This window comes from Micromonospora maritima, assembly GCF_902825405.1.
GTDB classification, from domain to species: domain Bacteria; phylum Actinomycetota; class Actinomycetes; order Mycobacteriales; family Micromonosporaceae; genus Micromonospora; species Micromonospora maritima.
The window spans coordinates 1-10,131 of record NZ_CADEAU010000178.1 but is presented as its reverse complement, the minus strand read 5'-3'; the positions used below and the strand labels follow the sequence as shown (position 1 = coordinate 10,131).

Sequence of the window (10,131 nt, the reverse complement as noted above, 5' to 3'; positions counted from 1 at the left end):
TCATGATGAGTGACTGGAGTTCAGACGTGTGCTCTTCCGATCTCGCCGGTTCCGGCCCGGTCGCCGGCGGTCGTCCCGCTGCCCTCGTCACCGGTCGCGCCGCCGCCGGCCACGGTGGCGGTCACGGCCCGGCTCTTCTTCCCGGCCCGGCTCTTCCGTCCGGCCCGGTTCCCGGTGCCGCGCCCGGCGTCGGCCCGCGCCGCGTCGGTGGACGCCGCCGTCCCGCCGGATCGCGCGCCGGCCTCGTGCGGCGTGTCACCGGTCGCGGGCGGCTTCTCCGCCTCGGTCTCCTCCGGGACCGGCCGTGGGCCGGTGTCGGGCCGGCCGGTCGCGCCGGACTGCTCGGTGGTCATGCCGCGGCGCCCAACTGGCCGCGCAGGAACGCGATGTCGGCGGCCTGCCCGTCGACGCCGCCCGGCGTCTCCACGATGACCGGCGCGCCGGCGGCCCGGATCACCGCCACCAGCAGCTCCGGGTCGATCGTGCCGCCGGTCAGGTTGTCGTGCCGGTCCTGGCCGGAGTTGAAGGCGCCCTTGGAGTTGTTGGCGTGGATCAGGTCGATCCGGCCGGTGATCGCCTTGACCCGGTCGACCAGGCCCAGCAGCTCCTCGCCGCCCGCGTAGGCGTGGCAGGTGTCGAGGCAGAAGCCGACCTCGTGGTCGCCGAGCGCGTCCCAGAGCCGGGCCAGCGCGTCCAGGTGCCGGGCGCAGGCGTTGTCACCGCCGGCGGTGTTCTCGATCAGCACCGGCAGCGGGAAGCCGCCGGAGTCCGCCGCGTAGGCGAAGGTCTTGCGCCAGTTGTCGAAGCCGACCGCCAGGTCGTCGCCGGCGTTGACGTGGCCGCCGTGCACGATCAGCCCTTTGGCCCCGACGGCCGCCGCGGCGGTGGCGTGGCCGAGGAGCAGCTTGCGGCTCGGGATGCGGATCCGGTTGTTGAGCGTGGCCACGTTGATCACGTACGGCGCGTGGACGTAGAGGTCGACGTCGGCCGCGCGCAGGCGCTCGGCGTCCTCCCGCGGCTTCGGGGCCTTCCAGCCCTGCGGGTCGGCCAGGAAGAACTGCACCGCTTCGGCGTCCCGGGCGGCCGCCTCGGCCAGCGGGTCGGTCGGATCGACGTGGGCTCCGATTCGCATGCAGGGCAGCCTACGTCGCGCCTGCGACGCGCGGTGCGCACGCGCGCGGGGGGTTCCGGCGGGTGGACGCGTCACCAGCCGCCCCGGCGGTCGTTGTCCGAGGTGGGATCGATGGTCGACGCTCCACCGGACGTGGTCCACAGCACGGACGGGTGGGCGGCGGCCCCCGGTAACGGGACGCCCCGCCGTGCGGCCCGGCACGACGGGGCGGGATCCACAGGTTCGCCGGCACCGCCCAGGAGCCAGATGGACGAATTCCTCCATTTACCCCAAGTGGTGACGAGAGCCGCTGTATGGTCAGACCAGGCGACAACACAATAAAGCTCCGCGGGGCGTCCTCGATCCAACCTCATCGGTGTGGTCGTTCCTCCCCAGGTCCCACCCAAGGAATGCGGACGGGACGCCCCGCGGCCCCGTGGACAGGGGTTCACCGCACGGCGCGCGACGCCGACGGTGGGCCCCTGTCACCGCGTCCGGGCCGCTGCCGGACCACCGCCCCGATGATGATCGTCCGGACCGGCTATCCTGGTCCGGTTGTCCGCGTCCGACCGGGTTCCCCCGGCACCGGGCCGGGCAGCGACGCACGACCTCCTGCCACGGAAGGACCGTGGCCGCTTAGCCCACAGGAGGTGAGCACGTCTTGCGTCATTACGAAGTCATGGTGATCCTCGACCCCAGCCTCGAGGAGCGCACCGTCGCCCCGTCGCTCGACACGTACCTGAACGTGATCCGGACCGCGGGTGGCTCGGTGGAGAAGACCGACGTGTGGGGCCGCCGGCGCCTCGCGTACGAGATCAACAAGAAGGCCGAGGGCATCTACGCCGTCATCGACCTCCAGGCGTCGCCGGAGGCCGTGGCCGAGCTGGACCGTCAGCTCCGACTCAACGAGTCGGTGCTGCGCACCAAGGTCATCCGCCCGGAGATGCGCTGAGCATCTAGACCCGGCACGTCCGGATCACAAGCCTCATCCACGCTGTCGTACGGCTCTGAGAGCCTGTACGGCACAAAGATGAGTGCGCGAGGAGATGGTCATGGCAGGAGACACCACCATCACGGTCATCGGCAACCTGACCGATGACCCCGAGTTGCGGTTCACCCCCTCCGGCGCGGCGGTCGCCAAGTTCCGGGTCGCTTCGACGCCCCGGTTCATGGACAAGGCGTCCGGCGAGTGGAAGGACGGCGAGCCGCTGTTCCTCTCGTGCACGGTCTGGCGCCAGGCCGCCGAGAACGTCGCCGAGTCGCTGCAGCGCGGCGCCCGGGTGATCGTGTCCGGCCGGCTTCGTCAGCGGTCGTACGAGACCCGCGAGGGTGAGAAGCGCACCGTCATCGAGCTGGAGGTCGACGAGATCGGCCCGTCCCTGCGCTACGCCACGGCGAAGGTGCAGAAGATGTCCCGCTCGGGTGGCGGTGGTGGCGGCTTCGGTGGTGGTGGCGGCCAGGGTGGCGGCGGAGGCAACTTCGACGACCCCTGGGCCTCGGCTGCCCCGGCCCCCTCCCGCGGTGGTTCGGGCGGCGGAAACTTCGACGAGGAGCCCCCGTTCTGATGGCGCCGAGCGCCCGCGATCGCAAACCAGGAGCACGAGCAATGGCGAAGGCTGCGGCACTGCGCAAGCCGAAGAAGAAGGTGAACCCGCTCGACAAGGACGGGATCACCTACATCGATTACAAGGACACCGCGCTGCTGCGCAAGTTCATCTCCGACCGCGGCAAGATCCGCGCTCGACGGGTGACCGGCGTGACCTCGCAGCAGCAGCGGCAGATCGCCCGTGCGGTCAAGAACGCCCGCGAGATGGCGCTCCTGCCGTACACGGCCACGACCCGCTGAGAGGAGGCACGGACATGAAGATCATCCTGACTCAGGAGGTGTCCGGCCTCGGCTCTCCGGGCGACATCGTCGAGGTCAAGGACGGCTACGGCCGTAACTACCTGCTGCCGCAGGGCTTCGCGATCGCCTGGACCAAGGGTGCCGAGAAGCAGGTCACGGTCATCAAGCGGGCCCGCTCGGCCCGTGAGGTCCGCGACCTCGGCCACGCCAACGAGATCAAGGGCCAGCTCGAGGGCCTGAAGGTCAACCTGAAGGCCCGCGCCGGTGACGGCGGGCGGCTCTTCGGTTCGGTCACCCCGGCCGAGATCGTCGAGGCCGTCAAGGCCGCCGGCGGTCCGACCCTGGACCGTCGCCGGCTGGAGACGCCCGGCCACATCAAGTCGCTCGGCGCCTACCCGGTCAGCATCCGGCTGCACCCCGAGGTGACCGCCAAGTTCGACCTGAACGTGGTCAAGGGCTGACACCACGAGCACGACGCGAGGGCCCGCACCGGACACCGGTGCGGGCCCTTCCGCATTCCACCGCGCCCGGCGCCGCCGTCAACCGATCGGCTGGCCGGTCACCGCGCTGATCACCACCGTGGACAGCCCACCCCCCACCACGGCCGCCGCCAACGCCACCGTCGCCGGCCGCCAGGTCGTCCCGACCTGCCGCAGCACCACCGCCACCACCAGGCTGCTCAGCATCGCCAGCCCGAACCGCGGCGCCGCCGCCAACAACGAGCCGAGCGCGTGCGCCCGCGGCGAGTCGCAACCCCCGCCGGTGATGTCGGTGACACAACCCGCCGGCGCCTGCCCGTCCAGGAACACCAGACCCAGGAAGAGCAACACCGCCGGCACCAGGTAGCAGGCCGCCGTGTAGGCCAGCGGCCGCAACGGACCCCCCGGATCCGGGTCCAGCAGGTCGTCCTCCAGCCGCCGGCCCCACGAGCCGCCGCCGATCGTCTCCATCCGCTGCCGCAGCGCCGACCCGCCCGGGCGCACCGGCTCCACCGGCCGCCGCCGCGGTGCCGCCCGCGGACCCGGAGCGGTGTACGCCACCATCGGCGACCTCGGCGCCGACGGAGGAGTCTCCATCCAGCGCGGGTCGTCACCCGCCAGCCGCGTACCCGACCAGAACTCCTCGGCCCGCTCCGGCGACGCCCAACCCTCCCGGACCGGGGGCGCGGTCCGGTCCCAGGGATCGGCCGCCGCGTACCGGTCGCCGCCGTCGCGCACCGGCTCCAGATAGCCCGTGTCGGTGAACCGGTCCCACTCGCCCGTGTGCTCCGTGCGGTCCCACCGGCTCTCCGACTGGTCCCACCTGCTCCCGGTGGCCGCCCGACCCCACGCGTGCACTCCCGACGCGTCCCACGGGTCCACCGCCGGCGGCTCCGCCGGGGTCGGCTCCACCGCCCCGCCCCGCGCCCACGGGTCCACCGCGGGCCGCGACCACGACGGATCCGACGAGGCCGGCGGCGGCCAGGACGACCCGCTGCCCGCCCGGCGGCTCCGAGGGGCCGGCCGTTCCGCCTCCCACCCACCGGAGGCATCGGCGGGACCCGCCTCCTCCGCCAGCCCCGACCAGGTCACCTGCGGCTTGCGGCTCGCCGCGCGACGGGGACGCGCCCGTGGCGTCACCCCCGACACCGGCCCGTCCTCGGACCCCTCGGCCCGCCGGCTCCCGACGTACCCCTGCTCCTGCGGGGCGTCCATCGTCCACTCGGCGGTGTGGTCCGACACCGGGCCCGCACCGATCGCCCGCAGCTCCCGCCGACCGTCGTCGCGACGTCGACCGCCGTCCGCCCGCCGGCCACCGACGGAGTACGGCTCGACCTCGTCGTCGTCCGGCGCGGCATGCCGCCCGCCACCGTCCGCCCGACTGATCCCCGACTCCACCGCCCACCGCGGGAGGTAGGCGTCCACCGGCTCGTCCTGGCCGCGCTCGATCGCCCGCCGCCTGCTCTGGGTGCGGGACCGCTCCGACGCGTACGGCTCGACGCCGCGCGGACCGGCGGGATCGTCCCAGGAACCGCTCGGCCGGCGCTCGCGCGGGCTGTCCTCCCCGCTTCCCCAGTCCCGGTGTCTCACGGCCGGAGCGTGACCCTTCTCAACCCGAAAGTGCAACCCGCTGTCCAGGTGTAGCCGTTCGCAGCGATAGTACGGGACGAACGGCGGCAAGGCTCGACCTGAAATCTTCCGTCCACAGGGTGGGGATGGGAAAAGCCCAGGTCAGGAGCGATAGGCCCGGAATTCCCCATCACTTTTCCACACCCCTGTGCACACCCTGCGCACATGCCGCCCCCCGTGCGTCCACAGGTTGTCCCGAGGCTCGTCCACCGGCCCTGTTGGTGGCTGACCTCGGGTTCCGTATCGTGGCCACGGACCGCCGGACGATGACCCCCGATCGACCGGAGGGGTCGGCGGAAGTTGTCGTACCCAGGCGATACAGCTGGACACGATCCGACGCAACAAGGGGGGACCCGTGTCGGTCACCGACGAGACACGGGCGGAACGGGCCGGGGGGCCACCGTCCGAACCGCCGCCACGCGACGCGCCGTTCGAGAAGACGCCGCCCCAGGACGTGGCTGCCGAGCAGTGCGTCCTCGGCGGCATGCTGCTCTCCAAGGACGCCATCGCGGACGTCGTCGAGATCCTCAAGACCAACGACTTCTACCGTCCGGTGCACGCCACCATCTTCGACGCCATCCTCGACATCTACGGTCGAGGAGAACCCGCCGACCCGATCACGGTGGCGGCGGCGCTCGCCGACTCCGGCGACCTCGCCCGCATCGGCGGCGCGCCCTACCTGCACACGCTGATCGCCAGCGTGCCCACCGCCGCGAACGCCGCCTACTACGCGCGCATCGTGGGCGAGCGGGCGGTGCTCCGCCGCCTGGTCGAGGCCGGCACCCGGATCGTGCAGCTCGGCTACGGCACCGGTCAGGGCGGCAGCCGGGACGTGGACGACGTCGTCGACCTGGCCCAGCAGGCCGTCTACGAGGTCACCGAGAAGCGGGTCAGCGAGGACTTCGCGGTCCTGGCCGACATGCTCCAGCCGACGCTGGACGAGATCGAGGCGGTCGGCGCCCAGGGCGGGGTGATGACCGGCGTGCCGACCGGCTTCACCGACCTCGACCGTCTGCTCAACGGCCTGCACGCCGGTCAATTGATCATCGTGGCCGGCCGGCCTGGCCTTGGAAAGGCTCTCGCGCTCGACACTCCTCTCCCCACGCCGCAGGGGTGGACGACCATGGGTGAGGTGCGCGTCGGCGACCAACTCCTCGCGGCCGACGGCACCCCGACGACCGTCACCAACGTCTTCGACGTGATGCACGACCGGCCCTGCTACGAGGTCGAGTTCTCCGACGGCTCCGTCATCGTGGCTGACGCCGAGCACCTGTGGAAGACGACGACCCGGGCCAGCCGACGCCAACCCGAGTCACTTCAGCGGCGCTACTGGCCCGAGACGGCGTCGGCGAAGCTACGAGCCGTCGAGACGGCCGTGTCCGTCGAACCCCAGCGCCTGGCCACCCTTGCGGAAACGCTCGAACAGGTCGGTCCGGAGTTCCGGAACGTGCTGCACACCGTGGCGCAGCAGGTCGGCGCGAACGGCCGGGTCGCCCGACCGGTCACCCGCGCCGGCAAGACCCGCAACTGGACGGCGCCCGGCTACCCGGCGGGAGCGTTGGTCGCAACGCTCGGCGAGCGGGCCGAACGACAGGTCAACGCCGGGTCCCGCAACGTCCACGACGGGGTGGTGACGACCGCGCAGATCGCCGCAACGCTGCGCACCGACACGGCGGACCGTCGCTTCAACCACGCCGTGGACAACTGTGCACCGCTCCAGCTTCCGGAGCGTGAACTGCCGGTCCCGCCGTACACCCTCGGGGTGTGGCTCGGCGACGGCAGCACCGGGGCCAGCCGCTTCACCACTGCGGACGCCGAGATGGTCGACCTCGTCGCCCGGGACGGCTTCGTGGTACGGCCCAGCGGGCCGATGGTCTTCACCGTCCTCCTGCCCTCGACGCCGAGGGCGGCGGACCGCGCCTGCGCCGAGTGCCATGAGCGCGGCGGCTCGTTCGTCGCGCTTCTCCGTCAGGCCGGGGTGGCCCACAGCAAGCACATTCCGCAGGAATACCTCCGCGCCTCGGAGGCCCAGCGGCGGGCGCTCCTCGCAGGGCTGATGGACACCGACGGCACGGTGGCCCCGGGTGGGAACCTCCAGTACACGTCCACCTCGAAGCGGCTGATCGCCGGTGTCCGGGAACTCGTGGTGAGCCTGGGTTACCGCTGCACGACGAACGAGCGGAGAGTGCGCGGGCGCACCGAGGACTCGTCCACCGCGTACACGCTGAACTTCTCCACCCCGGACCCGGTCTTCCGCCTGCGACGGAAGCGGACCGCCCACCAGGCCCGGCGTGGGACGTCGTCGGACGTACGCTCGGGCTCCCGTTTCATCGTGGACGTCCGACCGGTGGCCAGCGTCCCGGTGCGTTGCGTGACCGTCGACAACGACGATCACCTCTATCTGGCGGGCCGGTCGATGATCCCGACCCACAACAGCACCGCGAGCATGGACTTCGCGCGGAACGCCGCCATTCGCGCCAACCAGGCGTCGGCCATCTTCTCGCTGGAGATGAGCAAGGTCGAGATCGTCATGCGACTCCTCTCGGCCGAGGCGCGCGTACCGCTGCACGTGCTGCGCAGCGGGCAGCTCTCCGACGACGACTGGACCAAGCTGGCGCGCTGCATGGGCGAGATCAGCGAGGCGCCGCTCTTCGTCGACGACACCCCGAGCATGAACCTGATGGAGATCCGGGCGAAGGCGCGGCGGCTCAAGCAGCGGCACGACCTCAAGCTGATCGTGGTCGACTATCTCCAGCTGATGACGTCACCGAAGCGCACCGAGAGCCGGCAGCAGGAGGTCGCGGACCTGTCCCGTGGCCTGAAGCTGCTGGCCAAGGAGGTCGAGTGCCCGGTGATCGCGGTGAGTCAGCTGAACCGTGGCCCGGAGCAACGTACCGACAAGCGACCACAGCTGTCTGATTTGCGCGAGTCGGGCTCGATTGAGCAGGATGCTGACGTTGTGATCCTCTTGCACCGTGATGACTATTATGACAAGGAGTCACCCCGCGCTGGGGAGGCGGACTTCATAATCGCCAAACACAGGAATGGGCCCACAGACACGGTGACGGTCGCAGCCCAACTGCACCTGTCACGCTTCGTGGACATGGCCATCGTATGACCACCGTTCGTCGCCAACTGTCTCCAACCGAACAGGAGGAGATCATCAGCTGCGCGACGGGCGGTGAGAGCCTCACCGCTATCGGCTCGCGGTACGGAGTGACGAGGCAGGCGATCAGAGGGGTGCTCCGCCGTAATGGTGTGCCCCCACGTCGTACCGGCAGATTGACGGACGCCCAGCGAAACGAGGTCGTGAACAGGTTTCTCGGCGGCGCGACGCTCAGCCAGATCGCCGCTGAGTTCGGGGTGACGGCCCCCTCGGTACGTGGCCTGCTCTCCCGCAGAGGCGTCGAGATTCGGTCCGTGTCGTACGGTCTGCGGCACGACGCCTTCGACGATTTCGGACCGGAGTCCTGCTACTGGATCGGATTCCTGTTCGCTGATGGGTGCGTCAGCTACCGGACGGGCCACATGCCGCAGATATCGGTTGGCCTCGCTGCCCGGGACCGCGACCACCTGGTGGCGCTCCGACGGTTCCTGGGATGTGACAACAGCATCTCGGCGACGAGCCCGACCCACGGATCCTGCCAGTTCTCCGTGCGTTCCCACCGACTCGCGGACCGGCTCGTCGAGCTGGGTCGCTATGCGCAGACGGTCGACGAGCGGCTCGTCGAATCTCGCGACTTCTGGAGAGGCGTCGTCGACGGCGACGGCTCACTCGGCATCTACCGGCGTCCTGCGCCGAGCACCAGCCTGCTCTCCCAGTTCAGGGTCGTCGGACGGAGGCATCTGCTGGAAGCGTTCGTGAGGTTCCTTGAGCGTGAAGGCATCATGGGCCTGTCGGTCCGACCGCATCGGAGCATCTTCACCGTGGGTACCACGTGCGGGCCGGCCGAGCGGATAGCCGAACTGCTCTACCGGGATGCCGTGACGGCGCTGGCCCGCAAGGCGGAGATCGCCGCACGGATGATGGCGCGGTAGCGCGGCGATTCCTGATCCGGGCACTCCGGCGTCAGCCCATCAGCGGGAACCACCCCGCGGCCTCGCCCAGTTCCACCCGGTCCCGGTCGGTCAGCGGCACCCGCCCGGTGGCCTTCAACAGATACTCGTGGTCGTCCCACCCGGCCGGCCGCACCGCGTCGTCGCTGAGCAGGCCGTCCATCGTGGTCACCGCGACCCGCGTCGGGTCCGCCGCCGGCAGCGGCGCGTCGGGCAGGTCCACCACCAGGTCCAGGTGGTGGACGACCGCCTCGGTGGTCAGGGTCGCGAGCAGATCGGGTACGCGCAGCACGTGGCCCTGGGTGCTCACGTACCCGTCGGGGTCGGCGGTCGCGGCCGCGCGGGCGGCCGCGGGGGCGGTGTCGGACCAGATCCGGACGATGCCCGTGGGCCGGTCGAAGGCGGCGGCCGAGCGCCGCGCCCACCAGGCGTGTGCCGCGCCCGCCGCGTCGTCGTCGGGGGTGAACGCCCGCCAGTAGCTGACGTCGTCCACGTCGGCCGGGCCGGACGCCGGGCTGGCCAGGGCGACGAGTGCCCGCTGGGCGTCACAGAGCACGTGGAAGAGCAGGTCGGCGACGAGCCAGCCGCGACACCGGGTGGGCCGTTGCAGGCTGGCGTCGTCGAGCGGGGCGACGACCGCGGTGATGCCGTCGTAGGCCTGGGCCAGCGCCTCGTGCTGCCGGATCGGGCTCATGTCGAGCAGCCTGCCACGGCGCGGGGCGGTCGGCACGACGGCGACGCGTCGGGCGCGGGGCCCTTCCGTTCGTCGAGACGATCAGAAGGGCCCCGCGCCGACGGGAGCGGCGAGCGGTCAGTCGAACAGTTCGCCGAGGAAGCCGTGCTTCTTCTTGCGCCGGTAGTGACCGTGGTAGCCGTGGTGCTGCTGGCCGTGGCCGTACGCCGGCTGCGGGTAGCCGTGGCCGGGCGGGGGCGGCGGGACGGCGCCGTAGCCGGGCTGGTGCGGCGCGGCGGCGGGCGGGGGAGATCGGAAGAGCGTCGTGTAGGGAAAA

General features: G+C 71.4%; 9 protein-coding genes. 6 read left to right on the top strand and 3 right to left on the bottom strand.

Features of this window, described 5'->3' with window-relative positions:
* Window positions 1-349: 349 nt before the first annotated feature.
* A complete protein-coding gene (locus HUW36_RS17120; RefSeq protein ID WP_174529089.1) occupies window positions 350-1,132 on the bottom strand; it encodes a deoxyribonuclease IV in 783 nt (260 codons plus the stop codon).
* Window positions 1,133-1,772: 640 nt separating this feature from the next.
* Here HUW36_RS17120 and rpsF point away from each other — a divergent pair.
* The 4 genes from rpsF (at window position 1,773) to rplI (ending at window position 3,418) form a co-directional block, all read left to right on the top strand.
* Window positions 1,773-2,063, top strand: coding sequence for a 30S ribosomal protein S6 (gene rpsF, locus HUW36_RS17115; protein WP_046563719.1), 291 nt, complete (start codon window positions 1,773-1,775; stop codon window positions 2,061-2,063).
* An 82-nt stretch (window positions 2,064-2,145) separates the two neighbouring features.
* Window positions 2,146-2,676 (top strand): single-stranded DNA-binding protein, encoded by a 531-nt coding sequence (locus tag HUW36_RS17110; protein WP_172967885.1) that lies wholly within the window; start codon window positions 2,146-2,148, stop codon window positions 2,674-2,676.
* 41 nt (window positions 2,677-2,717) lie between these two features.
* The gene (rpsR, locus tag HUW36_RS17105; RefSeq protein ID WP_013289355.1) at window positions 2,718-2,957 is read left to right on the top strand and encodes a 30S ribosomal protein S18; all 240 of its coding nucleotides are present in this window, start codon (window positions 2,718-2,720) and stop codon (window positions 2,955-2,957) included.
* A gap of 14 nt (window positions 2,958-2,971) precedes the next feature.
* Window positions 2,972-3,418 (top strand): 50S ribosomal protein L9, encoded by a 447-nt coding sequence (gene rplI / locus HUW36_RS17100; RefSeq protein WP_091567774.1) that lies wholly within the window; start codon window positions 2,972-2,974, stop codon window positions 3,416-3,418.
* Window positions 3,419-3,496: 78 nt separating this feature from the next.
* Here rplI and HUW36_RS17095 read toward each other — a convergent pair whose 3' ends face one another.
* On the bottom strand, window positions 3,497-5,026 hold the full coding sequence (locus tag HUW36_RS17095; protein WP_174529088.1) for a hypothetical protein: 1,530 nt from the start codon (window positions 5,024-5,026) through the stop codon (window positions 3,497-3,499).
* 394 nt (window positions 5,027-5,420) lie between these two features.
* Here HUW36_RS17095 and dnaB point away from each other — a divergent pair, with 394 nt between their 5' ends.
* The gene (gene dnaB, locus HUW36_RS17090) at window positions 5,421-8,183 is read left to right on the top strand and encodes a replicative DNA helicase (protein ID WP_174529087.1); all 2,763 of its coding nucleotides are present in this window, start codon (window positions 5,421-5,423) and stop codon (window positions 8,181-8,183) included.
* On the top strand, window positions 8,180-9,103 hold the full coding sequence (locus tag HUW36_RS17085; protein ID WP_174529086.1) for a hypothetical protein: 924 nt from the start codon (window positions 8,180-8,182) through the stop codon (window positions 9,101-9,103). Before dnaB ends, HUW36_RS17085 begins: the two co-directional genes overlap by 4 nt.
* A 31-nt stretch (window positions 9,104-9,134) precedes the next feature.
* Here HUW36_RS17085 and HUW36_RS17080 read toward each other — a convergent pair whose 3' ends face one another.
* Complete coding sequence (locus tag HUW36_RS17080; protein WP_174529085.1) at window positions 9,135-9,815, bottom strand: maleylpyruvate isomerase N-terminal domain-containing protein; 681 nt, start codon at window positions 9,813-9,815, stop codon at window positions 9,135-9,137.
* Window positions 9,816-10,131 lie beyond the last annotated feature (316 nt).